The 20,189-nt window shown below is 61.4% G+C and carries 24 protein-coding genes and 1 other RNA gene; 15 read left to right on the top strand and 10 right to left on the bottom strand.

The window, feature by feature from the left end; genetic code table 11:
• The first annotated feature begins 132 nt into the window (after positions 1–132).
• Positions 133–378, top strand: a complete 246-nt coding sequence (locus tag MWU54_RS03840) for a hypothetical protein (RefSeq protein WP_247080882.1) — start codon at positions 133–135, stop codon at positions 376–378.
• Between the two features lie 51 nt (positions 379–429).
• Here MWU54_RS03840 and MWU54_RS03835 read toward each other — a convergent pair whose 3' ends face one another.
• Entirely contained in the window at positions 430–849 is a 420-nt protein-coding gene (locus tag MWU54_RS03835) for an MAPEG family protein (RefSeq protein ID WP_247080881.1), read from the bottom strand.
• Positions 849–1,592: a metalloregulator ArsR/SmtB family transcription factor gene (locus MWU54_RS03830; protein WP_247080880.1), complete on the bottom strand. Its 744-nt coding sequence runs from the start codon at positions 1,590–1,592 to the stop codon at positions 849–851. The genes MWU54_RS03835 and MWU54_RS03830 overlap by 1 nt, the downstream gene beginning before the upstream one ends.
• A 166-nt stretch (positions 1,593–1,758) precedes the next feature.
• On the opposite strand from MWU54_RS03830, the gene MWU54_RS03825 reads away from it, so the two are divergent.
• The 13 genes from MWU54_RS03825 (at position 1,759) to MWU54_RS03765 (ending at position 12,733) form a co-directional block, all read left to right on the top strand.
• Complete coding sequence (locus MWU54_RS03825) at positions 1,759–3,009, top strand: MFS transporter (RefSeq protein ID WP_247080878.1); 1,251 nt, start codon at positions 1,759–1,761, stop codon at positions 3,007–3,009.
• Positions 3,010–3,075: 66 nt separating this feature from the next.
• Positions 3,076–3,816, top strand: a complete 741-nt coding sequence (locus MWU54_RS03820) for an alpha/beta hydrolase (RefSeq protein ID WP_247080876.1) — start codon at positions 3,076–3,078, stop codon at positions 3,814–3,816.
• A gap of 92 nt (positions 3,817–3,908) precedes the next feature.
• A complete protein-coding gene (hisD, locus tag MWU54_RS03815; protein WP_247080874.1) occupies positions 3,909–5,234 on the top strand; it encodes a histidinol dehydrogenase in 1,326 nt (441 codons plus the stop codon).
• Positions 5,235–5,308: 74 nt separating this feature from the next.
• Positions 5,309–6,310 carry an ester cyclase gene (locus MWU54_RS03810; RefSeq protein WP_247080873.1) on the top strand — a complete coding sequence of 334 codons (1,002 nt, stop codon included), beginning with the start codon at positions 5,309–5,311 and terminating at the stop codon, positions 6,308–6,310.
• Entirely contained in the window at positions 6,289–6,717 is a 429-nt protein-coding gene (locus tag MWU54_RS03805) for a VOC family protein (protein WP_247080872.1), read from the top strand. The genes MWU54_RS03810 and MWU54_RS03805 overlap by 22 nt, the downstream gene beginning before the upstream one ends.
• A gap of 14 nt (positions 6,718–6,731) precedes the next feature.
• The gene (locus MWU54_RS03800; RefSeq protein ID WP_247080871.1) at positions 6,732–7,343 is read left to right on the top strand and encodes a hypothetical protein; all 612 of its coding nucleotides are present in this window, start codon (positions 6,732–6,734) and stop codon (positions 7,341–7,343) included.
• Positions 7,344–7,417: 74 nt separating this feature from the next.
• Positions 7,418–8,176, top strand: coding sequence for a glucose 1-dehydrogenase (locus tag MWU54_RS03795; protein ID WP_247080870.1), 759 nt, complete (start codon positions 7,418–7,420; stop codon positions 8,174–8,176).
• Complete coding sequence (locus MWU54_RS03790) at positions 8,173–9,186, top strand: LacI family DNA-binding transcriptional regulator (RefSeq protein WP_247080869.1); 1,014 nt, start codon at positions 8,173–8,175, stop codon at positions 9,184–9,186. Before MWU54_RS03795 ends, MWU54_RS03790 begins: the two co-directional genes overlap by 4 nt.
• The gene (locus tag MWU54_RS03785) at positions 9,183–10,145 is read left to right on the top strand and encodes an ester cyclase (protein WP_247080868.1); all 963 of its coding nucleotides are present in this window, start codon (positions 9,183–9,185) and stop codon (positions 10,143–10,145) included. The genes MWU54_RS03790 and MWU54_RS03785 overlap by 4 nt, the downstream gene beginning before the upstream one ends.
• A gap of 227 nt (positions 10,146–10,372) precedes the next feature.
• Positions 10,373–11,335 (top strand): cupin domain-containing protein, encoded by a 963-nt coding sequence (locus tag MWU54_RS03780; RefSeq protein WP_247080867.1) that lies wholly within the window; start codon positions 10,373–10,375, stop codon positions 11,333–11,335.
• A gap of 59 nt (positions 11,336–11,394) precedes the next feature.
• Positions 11,395–11,901, top strand: a complete 507-nt coding sequence (locus MWU54_RS03775) for a GNAT family N-acetyltransferase (RefSeq protein ID WP_247080865.1) — start codon at positions 11,395–11,397, stop codon at positions 11,899–11,901.
• Between the two features lie 76 nt (positions 11,902–11,977).
• Complete coding sequence (locus MWU54_RS03770) at positions 11,978–12,343, top strand: STAS/SEC14 domain-containing protein (RefSeq protein ID WP_247080863.1); 366 nt, start codon at positions 11,978–11,980, stop codon at positions 12,341–12,343.
• Positions 12,344–12,418: 75 nt separating this feature from the next.
• Positions 12,419–12,733 carry a DUF1272 domain-containing protein gene (locus MWU54_RS03765; RefSeq protein WP_247080861.1) on the top strand — a complete coding sequence of 105 codons (315 nt, stop codon included), beginning with the start codon at positions 12,419–12,421 and terminating at the stop codon, positions 12,731–12,733.
• A 17-nt stretch (positions 12,734–12,750) separates the two neighbouring features.
• Here the strand turns inward: MWU54_RS03765 and MWU54_RS03760 are convergent, their stop codons facing one another.
• Both MWU54_RS03760 and mgtE read right to left on the bottom strand, forming a co-directional pair.
• On the bottom strand, positions 12,751–13,311 hold the full coding sequence (locus tag MWU54_RS03760; protein WP_247080859.1) for a 5-formyltetrahydrofolate cyclo-ligase: 561 nt from the start codon (positions 13,309–13,311) through the stop codon (positions 12,751–12,753).
• Positions 13,308–14,702: a magnesium transporter gene (gene mgtE, locus MWU54_RS03755; RefSeq protein ID WP_247080857.1), complete on the bottom strand. Its 1,395-nt coding sequence runs from the start codon at positions 14,700–14,702 to the stop codon at positions 13,308–13,310. Before mgtE ends, MWU54_RS03760 begins: the two co-directional genes overlap by 4 nt.
• A gap of 130 nt (positions 14,703–14,832) precedes the next feature.
• On the opposite strand from mgtE, the gene guaD reads away from it, so the two are divergent.
• Complete coding sequence (gene guaD, locus MWU54_RS03750; RefSeq protein WP_247080856.1) at positions 14,833–16,122, top strand: guanine deaminase; 1,290 nt, start codon at positions 14,833–14,835, stop codon at positions 16,120–16,122.
• Positions 16,123–16,171: 49 nt separating this feature from the next.
• Here guaD and MWU54_RS03745 read toward each other — a convergent pair whose 3' ends face one another.
• The 6 genes from MWU54_RS03745 to MWU54_RS03720 form a co-directional block, all read right to left on the bottom strand.
• Complete coding sequence (locus MWU54_RS03745) at positions 16,172–16,987, bottom strand: hypothetical protein (protein ID WP_247080855.1); 816 nt, start codon at positions 16,985–16,987, stop codon at positions 16,172–16,174.
• Between the two features lie 171 nt (positions 16,988–17,158).
• Positions 17,159–17,326, bottom strand: a complete 168-nt coding sequence (gene rpmG, locus MWU54_RS03740; protein ID WP_008885060.1) for a 50S ribosomal protein L33 — start codon at positions 17,324–17,326, stop codon at positions 17,159–17,161.
• Positions 17,327–17,458: 132 nt separating this feature from the next.
• An RNA gene (gene rnpB / locus MWU54_RS03735) (RNase P RNA component class A) lies at positions 17,459–17,823 on the bottom strand.
• Positions 17,824–17,881: 58 nt separating this feature from the next.
• Positions 17,882–18,181, bottom strand: a complete 300-nt coding sequence (locus tag MWU54_RS03730) for an SCP2 sterol-binding domain-containing protein (RefSeq protein ID WP_247080854.1) — start codon at positions 18,179–18,181, stop codon at positions 17,882–17,884.
• Positions 18,182–18,264: 83 nt separating this feature from the next.
• Positions 18,265–18,975, bottom strand: a complete 711-nt coding sequence (locus tag MWU54_RS03725) for an alpha/beta hydrolase (protein WP_247080853.1) — start codon at positions 18,973–18,975, stop codon at positions 18,265–18,267.
• A gap of 3 nt (positions 18,976–18,978) precedes the next feature.
• Positions 18,979–20,112 (bottom strand): cobalamin-independent methionine synthase II family protein, encoded by a 1,134-nt coding sequence (locus MWU54_RS03720; protein WP_247080852.1) that lies wholly within the window; start codon positions 20,110–20,112, stop codon positions 18,979–18,981.
• Positions 20,113–20,189 lie beyond the last annotated feature (77 nt).

Genomic DNA, 20,189 nt, shown 5'->3' with positions numbered 1-20,189 from the left:
TATTTTCGAAAAGGATTTGAAATCAACGCGTTGAGCGGTCAGCTAGCAGTGGACGAATGCGGCATTCCGTCTAATTATTACGACATAGGCGAAACGTCTTCACACCGCCGCAACCTTAACGGGGGAAAACCCATGCCCGGATACAACAAGCAGTTCGAATTGACGGTCGACGATATGGATCTGATTGAAACGGCGCTTCGGCATACGAAGCAATCGCTGAGCACCGAATTGATGAACCAGGCCGAAAACCCGTCGCTGCCCGGCGAAGAGGCGCGGGAGATCGACGCGTCCGTGAAGAAAATCACCGAGCTTCTTGGGCGTTTGCACAATCAGAAACAGTTCTACCGGCCGCGCGTTGGCGCATACGTGTCTGGCTGAAGCACATGGGTGGAAGGTGCGTTTCGGAACGCACCTTCGGCAACCGTGGAATTAAAAACGTGCTGCGAACACGGCGTAGGCCATGATCAGGCAGCACAGCCAGCCGACCAGGAACAGACCGGGCCGCAGCGGCATTTTCGCAAATCCCGCGATCATGCCGACGGCATGAAGGACGCGCACCCAGAAAAAGACGATGGCGGTCCAGTAGGTCAGGGCCGTAAAGCCATCCATCGCATTCAGGATCAGAACCAGCACCGAAAACGGCAGCGCCTGTTCCAACAGGTTGAGATGCGCCCGGTGCGCGCGGTGCACCCATGCGGGAAACTGGTCCAGCGGTGTGGGGCGCACAAACGGGTCCTCGGCCCCCGCAACCGCGTATTTGTTGACGCCGACGATGTACGGGATCCACAGGGTCGCGGCGAAGATCATCAGGCATGTGAGAATGCCCAGTTCGGTCGGGAAGCTTTCCATCACGCGGCCCCTTTCAGGGCGACGCCCGTTTCAAGATAGGATTTGAGCGACGAGGCCAGTCGCGCCCAGCCTTCGGCAAAGCCGTCCTGGCCGGGGGCCATGTCGTAATGTTCGATGGTCAGCTTGCAGGTGTCGCCCTGCGGTTCGATCAGGTAAACCATGTGGGATGCAGGCGCGTCGGGGCCCATGAACAAAGGTTCAAAGGTCATCGCAATCCGCGTTTTGGGATCCAGGTCTTTGGTCACCTGCCGCAACATCGGATTGCCGTCGGGCAAGATGAACTCTGTCACGTTGCCCGGTGTGGCGTCGCCGCGGACGTCATTGCACATGAAATGGTAGGCGGCCATGTGTTCGGCCTTGGTCAAGGCGTCCCACAGGGCATCCTGCGAGCAGCGGATGAAGGTCTGCATCATGAAATCGGGTTTTCCCATAATCGTCTCTCTTTCGAGTTTGGCTTTGAGATCGCTCATCATCTGTGTCTGGGGGCGCAGGAAGGGCGCGACCCAACGGTCGAGCATTTCCTGCAGGGGCAGGGCGTTCAGGTAATGGTATTTGAACCGCCCCTGCTTGCGCGGGATGATGAGATGGGCGTCTTCCAGAACCTTGAGGTGCTTCATGACACCAAACCGGCTCATATCGAGCTGCTCTTCCAGTTCGGTCAGCGTTTGCCCGTCCTTCCTGCGGAGACTGTCCAGCAGCGCGCGTCGGGCAGGGTCGTTGAGGGCTTTGAAAATCGCGTCCATGGGACTTACCATAGGTGATTATATAGTCACGTGACAATATGGTAACGTAAATCCGGTGATCTTTGGGGGAAGCCACTGATTCAAAACGCAAATTTTTGATAAGGGAACCAAACGCCGCTTGCCGCGTTGATCAATCTTCTGACGTCGACACATGGAATCACCCGACATGAGCAGCCCCGTTACCACCGCCTATGAGGACATCACCGGCGCGGAGGAGGACGTCCGCGACCGCGAGGCGCGCAACGGTGTGCGGCACATGGTCAGCCTGTCGATGACCAAGGTGGCGGACGGATTGATTGATCCGAAACTGGTGCTGAGTTGGCTGGCCGGCGCGTTGGGGGCACCAGCGGCGGTCACGGGTCTGCTGGTGCCGATCCGCGAAGCGGGGGCACTTTTGCCGCAACTTGCGCTGGCGGGCTGGGTGCAATCCATGTCGCATCGCAAATGGGCCTGGGTGTTTGGATCGCTGGGGCAGGGGATCGCCGCGGCGGCCGTCGTCCTGATCGCGCTGACGCTGGAGGGTCTGACCGCCGGTTTGGCGCTTTGCGGCGCGCTGGCGGTGCTGGCGCTGTCGCGCGCGGCGTGTTCGGTCAGCTACAAGGACATTCTGGGCAAAACCGTTGGAAAGACGCGCCGGGGGGCTGTGACCGGGGTCGCGGGGTCAGCGGCGTCCATCGCCGTGATTGTGTTTGCCGGGTTGCTGTTGTCGGGACTGTTGCGGGACGTGACCCCGGTGGTGATTGCCATCGGGATTGCCTCCGTGCTCTGGATTGTCGCAGCCGGGCTGTTTTCCCGGATCGAAGAGCAGGCGTCCGAGGATACCGAAAACACATCCATTGATTTCACGCCGCTTAAAAAGGACCGCCAGTTTCGCCTGTTCATCGCGGTCAGGGGGCTTTTGACGGTGACGGCTTTGGCGCCTCCGTATTTCGTGTTGCTGGGCAACGGACAATCCGCGTTGGAGGGTCTTGGGGCGTTACTGCTGGCCTCTGCCGCTGCGGCATTCCTTGGCTCATATGTCTGGGGCCGCTTTTCGGATCGGTCGTCCCGCAAGGTGTTGTTTGTCTCGGGGCTGCTTGCTGCGCTCTTTGCCGTATTGGCGGTGGTGGCGGAAGTGACGGGCTGGGCGCAAACCGCATGGGTTATTCCGGCGCTGCTGTTCTTTTTCATGCTGTCCTATCAGGGGGTGCGGTCCGCGCGGTCTGTGTATCTGGTCGACATGTCGCCCAAGGACGCGCGGTCCACCTATGCCGCGTTGGCGAATACGGCGATCGGGACATTGCTCTTGGTGACCGGGGCGCTGGGCGGGCTTCTGGCGCTTGCCGGTCCGATGGCGTCGCTGATCGCGTTTGCTGCGCTGTCGCTGGCGGGCGGGGTTCTGGCGTTGCGGCTGGATGAGGTGCAGACCGACGCGTGACACGTTTCGCCCTTGGGTTTCTCGGCGCGCTGCGTAAAGTCGCGTCAAAACCCGAGGGAGACACCTGTGACCGAGATTTCATACATTGATGGACCCAACGGAACCCGGCTGGCCTATGCCAAGACCAAAGGCACGGGGCCGACCACCGTGTTCCTGTCAGGCTACAAGTCGGACATGGAAGGCACGAAAGCGGTGCATCTGGAGGCCTGGGCCAAGCAGACAGGCCGCGCATTTCTGCGGTTTGACTATTCGGGCCACGGGATATCGGGCGGCGCGTTCGAGGATGGGTGTATCGGCGATTGGGCGGATGACGCGCAGGCGGTGATCGAAGCGGTTGTGGACGGGCCGGTGGTTCTTGTCGGGTCCTCTATGGGGGGATGGATTGCGGCGTTGATGACCAAGCGGCTGTCCGATGTGGCCGGGTTCGTGGGCATCGCCGCAGCACCTGATTTTACCGAGGACGGGTTCTGGGCGGGCTTTACGGATGCGCAGCGGGACGAGATCATGCGTGATGGATCGGTCGCGTTGCCGTCCGATTACGACGATCCCTATATCGTGACACGACGCCTGATCGAAGACGGGCGCAATCATCTGGTGTTGCGGGACCCGTTGCCGATGCCGTTTCCGGTGCGCCTGTTGCAAGGCACCGAAGACACCGCCGTGACGCGCGAGACGGCGTTGCGGTTGCTGGATCATATCGACGGGCCGGATGTGCAACTCACCCTTGTCCGGGATGTCGATCACCGGTTTTCCGACCCGCATTGTCTGAAAATGATCGAAGATGCGATCCTTGCCGTGGGCGGGTAAAGGCGCGGCAATCTGCATACGTATGCAAAATTCGCTTGAGCGGGTCCCGGGCGGCGCTATGCTGTGGCGCGACACCAGATCTGGAGGGACCCATGGCAGAGTATCTGAAACGCGGAAAACCCGAGACCGAACGCGCCGAGGATGACGCCAAGACGCGCGCGGTGGTTGAAGCGACCTTGGCCGACATTGAAACCCGCGGCGATGCCGCCGTGCGCGATCTTGCCGCGAAATTCGACAATTACACGCCGGAGAGCTTTCGCCTGACTCAGGACGAGATCGACGCGCTGATCGCAGAACTGACGCCGCGCGAACTGGCGGATATCAAGTTCGCGCAGGAACAGGTGCGCAACTTTGCGCAGGCGCAGCGCGACTCGATGCTGGATATCGAAGTGGAAACGATGCCGGGGGTGATCCTGGGCCACAAGAACATCCCGGTGCAATCGGTGGGTTGTTACGTGCCGGGCGGCAAGTTCCCGATGGTGGCGTCGGCGCATATGTCGGTGGCCACCGCGAGCGTGGCCGGTGTGCCGCGCATCGTGGCCTGCACGCCGCCGTTCCAGGGGCGCCCGAACGCGGCGGTGATTGCCGCCATGCATCTGGGCGGCGCACACGAGATTTACGTGCTGGGCGGCATTCAGGCGGTGGGCGCGATGGCGATCGGCACCGAGACGATTGATCCGGTGCATATGCTGGTCGGTCCGGGCAACGCCTTTGTGGCCGAGGCCAAGCGGCAATTGTTCGGGCGTGTTGGCATCGACCTTTTTGCCGGACCAACCGAGACGATGGTGATTGCAGACGACACGGTGGATGCCGAGATTTGCGCCACTGATCTGCTGGGGCAGGCGGAGCATGGGTATAACTCGCCCGCGGTTCTGGTGACCAATTCGCGCAAGCTTGCGGAAGAGACGCTGAGCGAGATCGACAGGATTTTGAAAATCCTGCCGACGCGCGATACCGCATCGGTGTCCTGGGCGGATTACGGTGAGGTCATCCTGTGCGCGGACCATGACGAGATGCTGGCGGTGGCCAATGACATCGCGTCCGAGCACGTGCAGGTGATGACGGACCGCGATGACTGGTATCTGGACAACATGACCTGTTACGGCGCGCTGTTCCTTGGGGCGCGGACCAATGTGTCGAACGGCGACAAGGTGATTGGCACGAACCACACGCTGCCGACCAAGAAGGCGGGGCGCTACACCGGTGGGCTTTGGGTGGGCAAGTTCCTGAAAACCCACAGCTATCAGAAGATCACGACCGATGAGGCGGCGACGCTGATTGGCGAATACGGATCGCGGCTGTGTATGCTGGAAGGCTTTGTGGGCCATGCCGAACAATGCAACGTGCGCGTGCGGCGCTATGGCGGGATCAACGTGCCGTACGGGGAAGGTGCGCCGTACCGGGAGGCGGCGGAGTGATCCGGGCGCAGGACCGGGGGCTCGGCCCCCGGACCCCCGAGGGTATTTGAAAACCAGAGAAGCAGGGGGAACCCATGTCTGATGTGTCGTCCGCCCGGGATGTGATGACGCCCGTGTTTGACGCGTGGCGCGATTTTTCGGGCCATGCAGAGCAGGTGTTTGCGCCGGATGCGGTGTGCCGGTTGGCCCATCCGTTGGGAGATATGGTTGGGTATGCGGCCCTTTGGGCGCAGGCGTTCGAGCCGTTGCGCGCCGCCCTGCCGGATCTGGAGCGACAAGAGTTCATTCGGATCGCCGGACAGGATGCGGATGGCGCGATGTGGGTTGGCTCTGGCGGGCAATATGCCGGGACCTGGGTGGGCGATTGGTTGGGTATTCCGGCCACCGGGCGTTCGGCGTGTCTGCGCTTTCACGAGTTTTACCGGATTGAGGACGGTGTTTGCGTCGAGATGCAGGCGCTTTGGGATATTCCTGAAATGATGATGCAGGCGGATGTGTGGCCGATGGCACCGCAGCTGGGGCGGTTTTTGCACGCGCCCGCGCCAATGACGCAAGACGGCCTTGGGCCCCATGATCCGGTGCTGTCCGAGGCAAGCGGCAGGCATGTGGTTGATATGTTGGGGGCGATGATCCGGCATCCCATGCAGGGCGGGCCGGAGGTGATGGAGCTTGAGCGGTTCTGGCACCCGAAGTTCATGTGGTATGGGCCTTGCGGGATTGGGACCGCGCGCGGTGTCGATGAATTTCGCCGCTTTCACCAGATCCCGTTTTTGAATGCGATGCCGGATCGCGGGCAGAGGCCCGACAAGACCACGCATCATTTCATGGCTGAAGGCCCGTATGTGGGGGTGACGGGTTGGCCCAACATGTGCCAGATCCTGAGCGGTGCCGGATGGTTGGGCCTTCCGCCGCTCGACCGGGAGATCACCCTGCGCAGCCTTGATTTCTGGCGGCTGGAGGACGGTCTGATCCGCGAAAACTGGGTCCTTGTCGATCTGCTGGACATGTATGCCCAGATCGGTGTGGATGTGTTTGACCGGATGGAGGAGCTGAAATGGAGCAAAGGGTATCGCTGATCACGCTGGGCGTGCGCGACATGGGCGCGGTGGCGGCCTTTTACGAGGCGCTGGGCTGGGCCCGGGTGGAGACGCAGGATGGCGTCATCGCGTTTGACCTGATCGGGCAGACCCTTGGCCTGTATCCGTTGGAGAAGTTGGCGGCCGATATCGGCGTGGACGTTGCGCAGCTTGGGCATGGTGGCATGACGCTGGGCTACAACACGCGGACGCGTGACGACGTGGATGCGGTGATGGCCCGGGTGGCGGAAGCCGGTGGGACGCTCCTGAAACCGGCGCAGGAGGTGTTCTGGGGCGGCTATCACGGGTATTTCAGCGATCCTGAAGGGCATATCTGGGAGGTTGCGCATAATCCGTTCTCACCGCTGCGCGACGGTGACCATGCCTTCCGCTGGACCGGGTATTGAGACGTCCGCAAAGCATGTGGAGCCTGGAGACGCTGGGCCGGGTGCGTTTGTCGAAGCATTTTTTCATGCGGGAGTTCCTGTATTCGGAGATCGGCAACTTTCACCAGATGCAGAACATCCCCGATGATCCTGACCTTGCGATTGCGCGGGGACAGGCGTTTTGCGAGACGCTGCTGGACCCGCTGCAAGAGACCTTTGGCCGGATCGCAGTGCGGTCCGGGTTCCGGTCGGCGGCGCTTAATCGGTTCGGCAATGAAAACGGGCTGAACTGCGCGCGCAATGACTATCCGCTGGAATGCCACATCTGGGATTTGCCCGACACGCCTGTGGCCGGGGCCAGCATCGTGATCCCGTGGTTTGCGGATCAGTACGCGCTGGGGCGGGACTGGCGCGATCTGGCGTGGTGGCTGTATGATCATCTGCCCTTTGCAGAACTGTGGTTTTTTCCAAAGCTCTGTGCGTTTAATATCGCGTGGCGGCCCGATCCCGATAGGCGGATCGACAGCTATATCACGCCGCGGGGGACGTTGATCCGCGCCGGGACCGCGCCGCCCGAGGCGCGGGATGTGCGGCAGGCGCGCTATGCGGATTTCCCGGCGTTTCGGGGGATTGCCTATCCGGCGTGATCTAGGGCTGGACAGGGTGGGATGCCGGGAGTAGCGTTCGTTGCACACCTATGCAAGACTCGGAGGCCGCAGCCATGACCCTACCCAGAACGCCGTCATTCCGGCTTGATGGAAAACGGGCGTTGGTCACCGGTGGATCGCGCGGAATTGGCTTGGGCTGTGCCGTGGCATTGGCCGAGGCAGGGGCGCATGTGATTGTTGCGGCCCGTGGAGCCGAGCAGGTGCGCCAGGCCGCCGAGGATATCGTTGCGGCGGGGTTCAGCGCGGATGGTGTATCCCTTGATGTGACGGATCACGATGCTGTGGATGCGGTGTATGCCGCGCATGGACCCATTGATATCCTTGTGAATTCTGCGGGGCTGGCCCGGCATTCGCCATCCCTCGATACGACACCGGATGATTTTGATGTGGTTTCACAGATCAATATCAAGGCGGCGTTTTTCCTCGCGCAGAAGGCGGCGCGACAGATGGTGGGGCGCGGTGGGTCCATCATCCAGATCAGCAGCCAGATGGGCCATGTCGGTGGCGTAGATCGGGCGGTCTACTGCGCCACGAAACATGCGGTTGAGGGGATGACCAAGTCGATGGCGATTGAATGGGGGCCTGAGCGTATTCGGGTCAACACGATCTGTCCGACCTTTATCCTCACCGAATTGAGCAAACCCACGTTTGACGACCCGGACAAGCGCGCCTGGATTGACAGCAAGATCAAGCTGCCCCGTGTCGGGCAGGTCGAAGACATTATGGGGGCGTGCCTGTTTCTGGCCTCCGACGCGAGCGGGCTGGTGACGGGGACCTCGATCCTTGTGGATGGCGGGTGGACGGCGGGATGAGCAAGCGCGTCACCTCATTTGATGTGGCAGCGCTGGCCGGGGTCAGCCAATCGGCGGTGAGCCGGGTGTTTTCCGGCGCGTCGGCAAGCAAGGACACTGCGGACAAGGTGCGGCGCGCGGCAACCAAGCTGGGCTATCGCCCCAATGTGCTGGCGCGGTCCCTGATCACCGGGCGCAGCCGGATTATCGGACTAGTGGTCGCCTATCTGGGCAACCCGTTTTATCCGGATGCGCTTGAGCGGTTCAGCCGCATGTTGCAGGCCGAGGGGTACCATACGCTTGTCTTTACGCTGGCCGAAGGGGCGACGGACGCGGATGCGGACCGGGTCATTCAACAGATGCTGGATCATCAGGTCGACGGGATTGTTCTGGCCAGTGTCGGGTTGGGCGATGCGCTGGCCCGGCGGTGCGATACTGCAGGGATTCCGGTTGTCCTGTTCAACCGGGGCCAAGAGGGCAGCGGTTTGGCGCAGGTCACGTCGGCCAACCGCGAGGGCGGGCGCAAAGTGGCGGAGTTCCTCGTGGCGGGGGGGCACGAACGGATCGGCCATGTCAGCGGGTGGCAGGGGTCATCGACGGGCCGCGACCGGACGCGGGGATTTCTGGACGAGTTGGAGGCGCTGGGCCATGCGGTGGTGGGGGTCGAGGACGGGCGCTACGATCACGCGGCGGCCATCGACGCAACGCAGCGGCTTGTCGACGCGGGGGTGGATGCGCTGTTTGTGGGCAATGATCACATGGCCTTTGCGGTGCTGGATCATCTGCGGTCCGAACTGGGGCTTTCGGTGCCCGGCGATGTGTCGGTTGTCGGGTATGATGATGTGCCGATGGCCAGTTTCGCGGGCTATGACCTGACCACCGTGCGCCAGCCTGTGGGCCGGATGGTCAAGACCACCGTTGCCGCGTTGATCGAACAGATCGAGGACAAGACCGCACAGGCGGGGATTATCGAAATTGACGGACCGCTGATTTTGCGGGGGTCCGCGCGCATACCGGAAGGACTGCGATGAGAGGCTTTGACAACCGGTTCACGGATTTCCCGGACTATATCCTTGGGATCACGCAAGAGATCTGGGAAAATCGCGGCTTGGGCGCGCGGATGAGGGATTACTATCATCCCGAGGTGATCGTGCGCATGCCCTCTGGCATCTCGTTCGGAGAGCCGGGGTCCACCGCGGCGACGATGTCGACGCTGGTGGAGTTTCCGGATCGGGTGTTGCTCGGCGAAGACGTGATCTGGTCGGGCACGCCCGAGGTTGGGATGCTGTCGTCGCACCGCATCCTGTCGACGGCGACGCATACCCGTGACGGGATGTTCGGACCGGCCACCGGGCGCAAGGTCAAGTACCGGGCGATTGCCGATTGTTATGCCAAGAACAACATGATCAGCGATGAGTGGCTGATCCGGGACAATGGCGCGGTGATCCGTCAGCTGGGCTTTGACGTGAAGGACTGGGCGGCAGAGCGGCTGGCCGGGCTGGACCCGGACACGCAACCGTTCCGGCCCGAGATTGACACACAAGGGCCCTATACCGGCCGGGGCAACGACAACCAGTGGGGGCAGGCGTTTGGCATGTTGCTGACCCGTGTGATGCAGGCCGAGTTTTCGGTGATCCCGGATCAGTATGATCGTGCGGTTCAGGCGGATTATCCCGGTGGGGTGACGGAGCATGGCACGGCGGATGTGGATGCGTTCTGGCTGGGATTGCGGGCGTCGTTTCCGTCTGCCGATTTCGAGATTCACCACCAGATTGGCCTGGAAGACCCGAAGATGCCGCCGCGCGCTGCGGTGCGTTGGTCGCTGACCGGGAAACATGACGGGTGGGGCACGTTTGGTGCGCCGACGGGCGCGGACGTTCATGTCATGGGGATCAGCCATGCCGAGTTTGGGCCACGTGGTCTGCGGCGGGAATGGACGCTGTTTGACGAAGCCGCGATCTGGACGCAGATCCTGCAAAAGACAGGGTGACAGCACATGGGATTGGCGGGGCGAAGGATCGGGCAGGGGCAGGGGGCCGTGTGCAACAGCCCTGAATGCCCCGATTGCCAGAGGGCTCCGCACCTGCGCCAATCTGAAACGCAGCGACGATTTCACGTTCACAGGCAAGGCCTGAGGGCGCGCCGGTTGAACAACAGACCGCCGGGCTGTGGCGATTTTCGCCAACCCTATTCCCGGACCAGAGAAAGACGATTTCCATGACATTCGACATCCAATCCCGCATCGTGCGCTACGGCGATCTGCAACCCTGCCGCACGGCCTTTATCGACGCGCACACGCCCGGCAGTGACCAGAAAGAGAACTTTACCATCATCGGGGGCGGCGTCTCGGAAAGTGCTGACCAGCATGTGCACATCACCGACACGCCGGGGTTCAACATCGGCGCGGCAGGCCAGCCGCCGAAATGCCGCAACTCGCTGCACAGCCATCGCACGGCGGAAGTGTTTTTCGTGCTCAAGGGCCGGTGGCGGTTCTTCTGGGGCCGGTGGGGCACAGCCGGTGAAGTTGTTCTGGAAGAAGGCGACATCTTCAATATCCCGACCGGCATTTTCCGGGGGTTCGAGAACATCGGCACAGATTACGGGATGATCATGGCGATCCTCGGCGGCGACGATGCCGGGGGTGGTGTGATCTGGGCTCCGCAGGTGATCGAGGACGCCAAGGATCACGGATTGGTTCTGGGGGAGAACGGCAAGCTCTATGACACCAAGAAAGGTCAGGCCCTGCCGGATGGCATCAAGCCGATGCCGCTTTTGACGGATGACGAATTGAAGGCGTTTCCCGAACCGACCACCCGCGATGTGGTTCCCGGTTACGTAGCCCGCTACTGGGATCTGATGGCGTTGGCAGACACGGCTCCGGCGGATGTCATCGGCGCGCAGGGCAAGCTGAAAGACCGCCCCGGGTTCGAGGTCGATTTCATCACGCGCGGGTCCATTTCCGAAGACCGCTACAGCGTGGCGTCGCATGAAGTGCTGATGCCGGTGCGCGGGCATTGGCGGTTGTCGTGGGATGGGGGATCAACCGTGCTCAACCCCGGGGATACGGCCGCGATGCCGCCGAATGTGGCGCACAGCCTTGTGCCCGCGATGACGGGCGAAGCGTCGATGTACCGGGTGCGGTCAACCGACGATCCGGCGGGGGCAACCTGGCAGGGCTGACACTGGCGCGGCGCAGTCAGGGCGCTAAGTGCTGGTGCACATAGAAACAGGCCTGCCTTATGACCAATGACGCCCTGACCCTGCGCCCCGCGGACAGCGCGGATATTGACGCGCTCGACGCCTTGTTCGGGCGCAGCTACCCGGTGCTGCTCAAACCAGATTACCCGCCGTCGGTGCTGGTCACCGCTGTGCCGCTCATTTCCAAGGCACAGCCGACGTTGATTGCGTCCGGTACGTTTTTCGTGGTGTGCGACGCCGATGAGATCGTCGGTGCAGGGGGCTGGACGATGCAGGCGCCGGGTGGGAAACCCGGCATGCGCGGGATCGGTCACATCCGGCATGTGGTCACAGATCACAGGCGCACGCGCGAAGGGATCGGGCGGCGCTTGCTGGATCATCTGATCCTGCACGCACAGGCGTCGGGCATGTCGCAACTGCATTGCCAAAGCACGCGCACCGCGGTGCCGTTTTATCAATCCATGGGGTTCGTTGCGCGCGGCGAGGTGGACATAGAATTGCGGCCCGGGATCACCTTTCCCGCCGAGTTCATGGTGCGCATGTTGTGATCGGGCTTGATGTGGGTCATGGCGCGACTCCGCGAAACAGGGTGTAATTGTCTTCCGCCAAAGGAGGACCCCCCAAATGTTGAAAATCACCAAACCTGCCCCGAATCGGGTTGATGTTGATCTGTCCGGACGGCTGGATGCCGATACGATGGCGTCGGGCCTTGATGAACTGTTGCATTTGTCCCAAGACGTCAACAACGGGGTGATGCTCTACCGGATCACGTCCTTTGCTTTTCCCGATCTGGGGGCCATCGCGGTCGAGATGTCGCGGCTGCCCAAGTTGTTCGGGTTGCTGGGCCGGTTCGATCGCTGCGCCGTGCTGAGTGACGCGGCCTGGATTCGCACCGCTGCCGAGGTTGAAGGCGCGCTGTTTCCGGGCATTGATATCAAGGCGTTCGAGCTGGATGACGAGGAGGCCGCCGAAGCGTGGCTTGCCGCCTGATCTTTTTGACGGCGTCTCGGTCGGGCTTCAGGATAGGGGGCGGGATGTGCGTGTCCCGCCGCCAGGAGGTGCGAGATGCTTGAACTCAGGCCAAACTGCGAATGGTGCGGCAAGGATTTGCCGCCGGACGCCGAGGATGCGCGCATCTGTTCGTATGAATGCACCTATTGTGCACATTGCGTCGAGACCGTGTTGGGGAATGTCTGCGCCACATGTGGCGGCGGATTAACCCCACGTCCGATCCGTCCCAGACACGCCTATCGCGACAGTCCTCAGCTTGGCCTTGCGCATCATCCGGCACGCGAGGAGCGCAAGACCTCTCGGTGGTCCCAGTCCGAGGTCGACGAGATACGGTCGAGACTGCAGGACATTCATCCAAAGGATCGGTAGCGGCACCGAGCGGCGCGTTAACGCGGGATGTCGATCACGCCGCGTTCGGTCACGATCATGTCCAGCGGTTGATCTGTCGGTTCAAGCGGCAGATCGTCGGCTTCCTGTGCCGCAAAGGCAAAGCCGATGGCCAGCGTCGGGCGTTGCGCGCGCAATCCTTCCAGCGTGCGATCATAGAACCCGCCACCATAGCCCAACCGCCCCCCGGAGCGAGAGAACGCCACCAGTGGCACAATCAGGACTTCCGGTGTGATCAGCCGTTCTTCGGCTGGAACAAAGGCTCCGAACGGGCCTTCCACCATGGCGCAGTCCGGCTCCCATTGCGAAAACACCAAGGGCTGTCCGGCGGCGCGGATCACCGGCACGGCCACCGGGCCATACGCAGCCGCTTCGGCCATCGCGGGCAGGGGGTCGATCTCGGTCCGGATGGGGACATAGCCTGACACCGGCACGCCGCGATGGCCCGCGAGCACCTCGCTCAGATGCCCTGCCGCTCCGGGAAGGGCCTGCGCATGGGCGGCGGCGCGGCGGGCGAACGCGGCCTTGCGCGCCTGTTTCTTGTGTTCGTCCAACGTCATAGCAGCACCACCACGGCCAGTCCGAGGAAGGCAAAGAACCCGACAATATCCGTGACCGTTGTTACGAACGCGCCGGACGCCAACGCCGGATCGATTCCGAATTTCTCAAGGATAACGGGGATCACCGTTCCGGCCAGACCGGCCACCACAAGGTTGATCACCATCGCAGCAGCGATGACAAGCCCAAGCAGCGGCATGCCAAACCAGATCACGCCGACAATCCCCATGATGATGGCAAAAGCGATCCCGTTGATCAGACCAACCAGTACTTCGCGTCGGATCACGCGCCACACGTTCGAGCCTGTCAGGTCCTTGGTCGCCAAAGCGCGCACCGCAACCGTGAGCGATTGCGTCCCCGCATTGCCCCCCATCGACGCCACAATCGGCATCAGCACCGCCAAGGCGACGATCTGGGCAATGGCCGCATCGAATTGCGCGATCACAAGGCTTGCCAGGATCGAGGTGATCAGGTTGACCAACAACCACGGAAAGCGCCGCTTGGTGGTTTCCCTGACCCGGTCCGACAGCGAGCTTTCGCCATCCACACCGGCGAGACGCAGGATGTCTTCTTCGTGCTCTTCATCCAAGACCGCCATCGCGTCGTCGATGGTGATCATGCCGATCAAGCGGTCGTTTTCATCGACCACCGGGGCGGAAATCAGGTGATACTGGTTGAAGGCATACGCGACGTCGCCTTCGTACTGATCGACGGGTATGACGTGGAACACGTCTTCGACAATCGACTTGAGCAGCACCTCGCGGCGCGATGACATGAGCTTGCCAAGGGTGACATTCCCGACCGGGTGCAGTTTCGGGTCCACAAGCGTGACATGGTAGAACTGGTCCGGCAGGTTTTCGATATTCCTTATATAATCAATAGCTTCCCCGACGTTCCAGTGCTCGGGGGCCATCACCACCTCGCGCTGCATCAGTCGGCCGGCAGAGTATTCCGGGAAGGTCAGCGATTGCTCGACGGCAACCCGGTCGCTGTCTTCCAGAACGTCCAGGATCGCCTCTTGCTGAGGCTCGTCGAGATCCTCAAGCAGGTCGACCACATCATCGCTGTCCAGCTCGCGGACCGCGTCGGCGAGCACGTCCGGCGCAAGGATGCCGATCACTTCCTCGCGGATCGATTCATCGAGTTCCGACAGGATGTCGCCGTCGAATTCCTTGTCATACAGCTTGATCAACCGCATCCGGTCAAACGCGTTGATCTGTTCCAGAAGGTCCGCAATGTCCGCCGGGTGCAGCGGATCCATCAATGCGATCAGCTTTTCGCGGTCCGCCAGATCCACAGCATAAAGGATCTGGGCCACGGCTTTGCGGTCAAGCGTATAGGCCTGATCGCCGTCTTCGGCCTCGGGTGTTTCGATGGTGTGGTCGTCGCTCATCTTACCCCTCAACTGACGGTTTGCGCCACTTCTACGTCGGACTGAGGCGGCGCAACAAGGCCGATCCTCGATTTACCAACGAATAAGGACAAGATAGGTTGCTCCGGCTCAAAACAAAAAAGAAGACACCATGTCAAAGATCACCCTGCACCTTGGTCAGACGCTGGCATTTTCGGACAACCCGATGATCGAAGGCCCGGATACTGTCCGCCATGACAGCCGCGGCGCGATTGCCGTGCAGGACGGGCATGTGCTGGCGCGGGGGAGCGCCGATGAGCTGCGGCGCAGCTATCCGGCGGCGGATGTCGAGGATCATGGGGCCCGGCTGCTCTTGCCCGGATTTGTGGACGCCCATGTGCATTTTCCACAAACGGCGATCATCGCGAGCTGGGGAAAACGGCTGATCGACTGGCTGAACACCTACACGTTTCCCGAAGAGATGCGGTTTGGTGATCCCGGTTACGCGTCCGAGGTGGCGGCGCGCTATGTCGATCTGGCGCTTTCCCATGGGACGACAACGATGTGCAGCTATTGCACGATCCATCCCGAAAGCGTGACCGCCTATTTCGAGGCCGCCGCTCGGCGCGGGATGCGGGTGCTGGGGGGCAAGACCTGCATGGACCGCAACGCGCCCGATGGACTGCGGGACACGGCGCAATCGGCCTATGACGACAGCAAGGCCTTGTTGCAGGCGTGGCACGGGCAGGGCAGGGCCTCTTACGTGATCACGCCCCGGTTTTCGCCAACCTCGACGCCGGAGCAATTGTCGGCGTTGGGCGCGCTGTGGGCCGAGCATCCGGACTGCCCGATGCAAACCCATCTGAGCGAACAGACGGATGAGATCGCTTGGGTGCGTGACCTGTTCCCGCAAGCGCGGGATTATTTGGACACGTATGAGGCGCATGGGCTGTTGGGGGCAAACGGGCTTTATGGTCACGCCATCCATCTTGAGCCACGCGAACGCGACCGGCTGCGCGAGGTGGGCGGCGCTTTGGTGCATTGCCCGACGTCGAATACCTTCATCGGGTCGGGTCTGTTCGACATGGCGGGTCTGATCACCGCGGGCCAGCGCGTCGGATTGGCCACGGACACCGGCGGCGGGTCGTCGTTTTCCATGCTCCGCACGATGGCGGCAGCCTATGAGGTGGCGCAATTGCGTGGTATGGCGTTGCATCCGGCTACCTTGCTGTGGCTGGCCACCGAAGGATCGGCCCACGCCTTGCGGATTGCGGACCGCGTGGGGACCTTGGCACCGGGGACAGAGGCCGATTTCATCGCGCTCGATCTGGCGTCCACTCCGGCCATCGCCCAACGCAGCGCGCGGGCCAGTGACATCTGGGAGGCGGTGTTCCCGACGATCATGATGGGCGATGATCGGGCGATTGCAGGCGTCTGGGTCATGGGAGAGCGGCGGGTGTGAGGGTTGTCCGTCGATCATTGTCTGTAGATCGGACCGAGCCGTCGTCCCATCAGTCTTCGTTTCGGTCTGAAAATCGATGCTGAAGCAATTTGATTTCATCGCCTGAAATCACCAAGCCCTTGCGCCACAGACTATCCTTCATCACCGTCGGGTATTGGTCCGCGTAGTCACGGAATTTATCGTTGGTCACGGCAAAAGATATTGGCATGTGTTTGAGGCACTCCAGAATGTACTTGTCTGCCTGAACTCCGCTGGGCACGACATAGATTTCGTCTTCGTTGAGCCCGAAGATATCTTCAAGCATTGCCGGCGAATGTCGTTCGCCATTTGGGAATGCCCCGTGCTCGCCAAGTGTGTAAAAAATGTTGGCGTCAAAAAAGCAAACGACACGATATCCTTGGGAACGAAGACGGTGCGCGATCTCGCCAAGCGGTTGGGCGTCTAGCCCGTTGTCATGCCCAAGATGGTAAATGTTACTTCCATCAAGGACGACCGTTTTTTCATCCAGTCGCAGATCATGCATGAAACCTTGACGATCATTGCTCAACAGGAAGTGCTGTTTGCTTTCCCGAACTCTGCGGTTCACACGCCACCAGTAAATGATCAGTGCCGTGAAAAGGATCAAAACCGGGACCATCTCCAATGCTGGTTGCCTCAAGAACACCACAACGAACAACGCGAGTGTGCAAGCCAGCAGGCCGAAGCCTAAAAGCTTCATCAGAGAGAACCAGAACCTTGCGACAGTGGTGCGGCCCGGTTTTCGACCAAGTTTTCCGGAGAGCGCTTCGCCTAAGGTGATTGATTTGGAGGCCAACGTGAATCTCCCGTAATTGCTGATTGCGAGAAAGGACAGGAACTCGCTCAAGTGGACCATTGGGACACGGAATAGCCGCGAACAGTGGTCGTATAAATCCGGCAACCCAACAGCCCGTTTTGAGCCGACTCCTCCATTCTAGACAGGAGCGCCTGCCACAAAAAAACCGCGCTGGGCGGGGCCCGGCGCGGCAAATCTTCACTGTCCGTGAAGGAGGAAGGCTTACTTGATTTTGCCTTCTTTGTACTCAACATGTTTGCGCGCGACGGGGTCGTATTTGCGCACTGTCATCTTTTCCGTCATCGTCCGCGCGTTCTTCTTGGTCACGTAGAAATGACCTGTGCCCGCAGACGAGTTCAGGCGGATTTTGATTGTGGTCGGCTTCGCCATGGGATCGTCTCCTGCATCGAGACCAGCCTTTTGGCGGGGCCTCGTGAATTCCGGTATGAACGCGCCTTCTAACCACGCGCGCGCACGAGTCAACCCCGATCCCGGCGGATCGTCGCAAATTCGGCAGGAAAAACGCGCGGAGGGCCTGTAAGCCGGATTCTGTCCTCCGCGAACGGAGGGACGACCATTCATCTGGGACCGCTGTTGCCAGTGGCCTCGTGCTGCCAACCCGGGGATCTGGGCTGAAGCGACCCTGCCGACGCGCGGCGCGATCCCCCTATTCGGCATTGCTCCGGGTGGGGCTTGCCATGCGGGGCCTGTTGCCAGGCCCCCGGTGGGCTCTTACCCCACCGTTTCACCCTTGCCCTGCATGCAGGGCGGTCTGTTCTCTGTGGCGCTTTCCGTCAGATTGCTCTGCCCGGGCGTTACCCGGCACCCTTGCTTCATGGAGTCCGGACTTTCCTCCCCTGTGACAGGGCGGCCGTCCGGCCCTCCGCGCAGTCGGGGCGTATGCGATACGCCCGTGCCGGTCAAGCGCGCGGATGTGACGGGGGGCTAGGCTTCTGTGCTTAAAATCTCGCCGATTTTCAGGGCCCGCATCGGATTGCCGTCGACCTTGAGCTTGCGGGTCATAAAGGCGGATGCCGGGTTTTGAACCCCGGTCGCGATCTCGTAGAAGACGTTTGAATTTGCGGTCAGCGTGATGTCCGCCTCGCGGTCGCTTTCAACCGCGCCGGTTTCATCCACATAGAGCGTAAACAGATCCGGCATTTCCAGCCGAACGCTGCCTTTGATGCGGTCCTTGGCCCGCTGGGTCACGATGTTCAGGATGTCGGTGCGTGTGATCTGTGTCATGCCAAGCCTCTTTTGCCAGCCCCGGTAGGTCACGACGTAAAACCTGTGTCCAGACTGACGTTGGGTTGCAAAGGGTCGCGGCCTTACCGAAGCACGTAGGGCTGGTGCAGCCATTCCCAGAGAGCGTCGTTGGTGTCGTCCGGTGTCTCCAGCGTCGGCAGGTGGCCGGCATCCTCCAGCACAACCAGACGGGCGTGGGGGATCAGTTCGGCCATAAAGCTATGCCGTTTGACCGGGCAGAGCGCATCATGCGCGCCGCACATGACCAGTGCGGGCTGACGGATCTTGCGCAGGGTCGATTGTTGGTCGCGGCGGCGTTGCAGCGCGCGGGACTGGTTCACGAAGACGTCGGGGCCCAGCGTATGGGCCATGTCCATCACCGTTTGCAGAACCTGCGGCCGACGCGGCCCCGGGGCCAGGTAATTGGGCTTCAGTTCCTCCCGCATTACCTCTGTCAGCTTGCCGGACTTCACCTTGATGATCTGGGGTTCGCGGTTGGCGGCCATCTGGGGCGTTTCCGCCAGGCAATTGGTGTCCATCAGCGCCACGCGCAAGATCCGTTCCGGCGCGCGCCGCAACAGCTCCATCGCGACGATGCCGCCCATGCTCAACCCCGCCAGCGCAAATTTCGGCGGCAGGACGGATAACAGGTTCGACGCGATCTCCTCGATTCTCTGGCCATGCGTGATGGGGGCCACGGTCACCGGATGGGTGGCGGAAAACGCCCGGATCTGAGGTTCAAAAAGCCGCGCATCGCACATCATGCCCGGCAAAAAGACCACTGGTTCGATCATGGATTACAGACGCTCTGATGCACGGGCGGCACCTTCGGCCAGCGCCCCCAGCTTGGCATAGGCAATTTCGGGATCGACCGCGCCGAACCCGGCAAAGGTGCCGAACCCGCAATCGCTGCCCGCGATCACCCGGTCTGCGCCGACAATGCTTGCGAACCGCTCGATCCGCTGGGCCACGACCTCGGGATGTTCGACGAAATTGGTGGTCGAATCGATGACACCGGGCACAAGCACCTTGTCATCCGGGATCTCTGACTGGCGGTCGCGGAACACGGTCCATTCGTGGGCATGACGCGGATTGGATGTTTCAAACAGAACCTGATTGGCCCCGACCTTCATCAAGGTCGGAAACACCGTGTCCATGTCGATGTCGCAGACATGCGGGCCTTCGTAATTGCCCCAGCAGATATGCACCCGCACGCGGGACGGGTCGATCCCGTCCAGCGCGTGGTTCATCGCTTCGACGTGACTGTCCGCGATTTTGACAAACTCGGCGTCGGTCAGATCGGTGAACAGCATGTGCCGCGACAGCGCTAGATCGGGGCAGTCGAGTTGCAGCATCAGGCCACTGTCCACAATGGTGCGGTATTCGTCGCGCATCGCGTCGGCCAATGCAGCCAGATAGGCGTCGCGGGTCGGGTAATAGTCGTTCTGAAGAAACAGCGAAATCACGCCGGGGGAGGCGGCGTTCATGAACCCCTCTTGCGCGCCGTGTTCCGCCATCGCGGCCTTGAGGTTGGCAATATCGGTTTCCAATTCCCCCTGACCCTTGGATTTGACCTCGCCGACGCACATCGGGCGCGCATAGGTCGGGGTGCCGCCATCATCCTTGAGCCGTTCCAGAAAGCTGGGATAGAGCTTGAGATCCGCTGGTGCGTTGCGCGGGCTGTCACCGTCAAACCCGGTGTAGCGGTCTTTGACATAGGTGGCATAGCTGATCTTGGACGTCTCGCCGTCCGACACCGTGGTGATGCCCGCAGCCACCTGACGGCGCACCGTTTCGCTGGCCCCTTCCGTCATCGCCGCGTCAAACGCGGCTTGGTCGTAGGCCTGCTTGTTCTCGCGTGCAAAGATGAAATCGACGACTTTCTGCGTGCGCGGCAGCGATCCGACATGGGTGGTTTTGATCTGCGCCATATGCTCTGCCCCTGAATTCTGCATAGGTTTGCAGCGACACTAACAAATCCTCATCCGGGTGCCAGATGCTTCGACGC

The organism is Marivita sp. S6314 (genome assembly GCF_023015985.1).
Classification (GTDB): domain Bacteria; phylum Pseudomonadota; class Alphaproteobacteria; order Rhodobacterales; family Rhodobacteraceae; genus Marivita.
This window is presented reverse-complemented; position numbering and strand designations above follow the sequence as displayed.

Coding starts and splice junctions, on each gene's coding strand:
- mgtE (WP_247080857.1), bottom strand. CDS start 14,702: ATGAGCGACGACCACACCATCGAAACACCCGAGGCCGAAGACGGCGAT.
- MWU54_RS03765 (WP_247080861.1), top strand. CDS start 12,419: ATGCTTGAACTCAGGCCAAACTGCGAATGGTGCGGCAAGGATTTGCCG.
- MWU54_RS03785 (WP_247080868.1), top strand. CDS start 9,183: ATGAGAGGCTTTGACAACCGGTTCACGGATTTCCCGGACTATATCCTT.
- MWU54_RS03775 (WP_247080865.1), top strand. CDS start 11,395: ATGACCAATGACGCCCTGACCCTGCGCCCCGCGGACAGCGCGGATATT.
- rpmG (WP_008885060.1), bottom strand. CDS start 17,326: ATGGCGAAGCCGACCACAATCAAAATCCGCCTGAACTCGTCTGCGGGC.
- MWU54_RS03835 (WP_247080881.1), bottom strand. CDS start 849: ATGGAAAGCTTCCCGACCGAACTGGGCATTCTCACATGCCTGATGATC.
- MWU54_RS03770 (WP_247080863.1), top strand. CDS start 11,978: ATGTTGAAAATCACCAAACCTGCCCCGAATCGGGTTGATGTTGATCTG.
- hisD (WP_247080874.1), top strand. CDS start 3,909: ATGGCAGAGTATCTGAAACGCGGAAAACCCGAGACCGAACGCGCCGAG.
- MWU54_RS03800 (WP_247080871.1), top strand. CDS start 6,732: ATGTGGAGCCTGGAGACGCTGGGCCGGGTGCGTTTGTCGAAGCATTTT.
- MWU54_RS03825 (WP_247080878.1), top strand. CDS start 1,759: ATGAGCAGCCCCGTTACCACCGCCTATGAGGACATCACCGGCGCGGAG.
- MWU54_RS03725 (WP_247080853.1), bottom strand. CDS start 18,975: ATGATCGAACCAGTGGTCTTTTTGCCGGGCATGATGTGCGATGCGCGG.
- MWU54_RS03840 (WP_247080882.1), top strand. CDS start 133: ATGCCCGGATACAACAAGCAGTTCGAATTGACGGTCGACGATATGGAT.
- guaD (WP_247080856.1), top strand. CDS start 14,833: ATGTCAAAGATCACCCTGCACCTTGGTCAGACGCTGGCATTTTCGGAC.
- MWU54_RS03760 (WP_247080859.1), bottom strand. CDS start 13,311: ATGACGTTGGACGAACACAAGAAACAGGCGCGCAAGGCCGCGTTCGCC.
- MWU54_RS03810 (WP_247080873.1), top strand. CDS start 5,309: ATGTCTGATGTGTCGTCCGCCCGGGATGTGATGACGCCCGTGTTTGAC.
- MWU54_RS03805 (WP_247080872.1), top strand. CDS start 6,289: ATGGAGCAAAGGGTATCGCTGATCACGCTGGGCGTGCGCGACATGGGC.
- MWU54_RS03790 (WP_247080869.1), top strand. CDS start 8,173: ATGAGCAAGCGCGTCACCTCATTTGATGTGGCAGCGCTGGCCGGGGTC.
- MWU54_RS03780 (WP_247080867.1), top strand. CDS start 10,373: ATGACATTCGACATCCAATCCCGCATCGTGCGCTACGGCGATCTGCAA.
- MWU54_RS03720 (WP_247080852.1), bottom strand. CDS start 20,112: ATGGCGCAGATCAAAACCACCCATGTCGGATCGCTGCCGCGCACGCAG.
- MWU54_RS03795 (WP_247080870.1), top strand. CDS start 7,418: ATGACCCTACCCAGAACGCCGTCATTCCGGCTTGATGGAAAACGGGCG.
- MWU54_RS03830 (WP_247080880.1), bottom strand. CDS start 1,592: ATGGACGCGATTTTCAAAGCCCTCAACGACCCTGCCCGACGCGCGCTG.
- MWU54_RS03730 (WP_247080854.1), bottom strand. CDS start 18,181: ATGACACAGATCACACGCACCGACATCCTGAACATCGTGACCCAGCGG.